At 77.2% G+C, this 644-nt stretch carries 2 protein-coding genes; both read left to right on the forward strand.

The features are described from left to right. On the forward strand, nucleotides 1-265 hold a 265-nt coding region (locus HUW36_RS33860), incomplete at its 5' end, for an aminotransferase class I/II-fold pyridoxal phosphate-dependent enzyme (protein ID WP_174531702.1). Further along, on the forward strand, nucleotides 265-644 hold a 380-nt coding region (locus tag HUW36_RS33865), incomplete at its 3' end, for a nicotinate-nucleotide--dimethylbenzimidazole phosphoribosyltransferase (protein WP_174531703.1). The genes HUW36_RS33860 and HUW36_RS33865, both read left to right, overlap by 1 nt.

Genomic DNA, 644 nt, shown 5'->3' on the forward strand with positions numbered 1-644 from the left:
GCTCGCCGCCGACCGCGACCACCTGGTGGCCCGCCTGTCCGGCCTGCCGGGGGTACGCGTGGCGGGCCGCCCGGCCAGCGCCTTCGTGCTGGTCCACCGCCCCGGTGCCGCGACCGTGCGGGAGCGGCTGCGGGAACAGGGCTGGGCGGTGCGCCGGGGTGACACGTTCCCCGGGCTCGGCCCGGACTGGCTCCGGATCGCGGTACGCGACCGGGCCACCACCGACGCGTTCATCGAGACGCTGGCACGGATCCTGGAGGCATGATGCTGGAGTCCACCGTCGCGGCGATCCGGCCGCTCGACGAGGCGGCCATGACGACCGCGCGCGAGTTGCAGGGCCGGCTGACCAAGCCCGCCGGCTCGCTCGGCGCCCTGGAACCCCTCTCGGTACGCCTGGCCGGGCTGGCCGGGACCTGCCCGCCGCCGCTGCCCGACCAGGCCGCGGTGGCGATCTTCGCGGGCGACCACGGCGTGCACGCCCAGGGGGTCAGCCCGTGGCCGCAGGAGGTCACCGCCCAGATGATCGGCAACTTCCTGGCCGGCGGCGCGGTGGTCAACGCGTTCGCCCGCCAGGCCGGCGCCTCGGTCACCGTGGTCGACGTCGGCGTGGCCACCCCGCTGTCGGCCACCCCGCCCGACCCGGC

Origin of the sequence: Micromonospora maritima, from assembly GCF_902825405.1 — a bacterium.
Classification (GTDB): Bacteria; Actinomycetota; Actinomycetes; order Mycobacteriales; family Micromonosporaceae; genus Micromonospora; species Micromonospora maritima.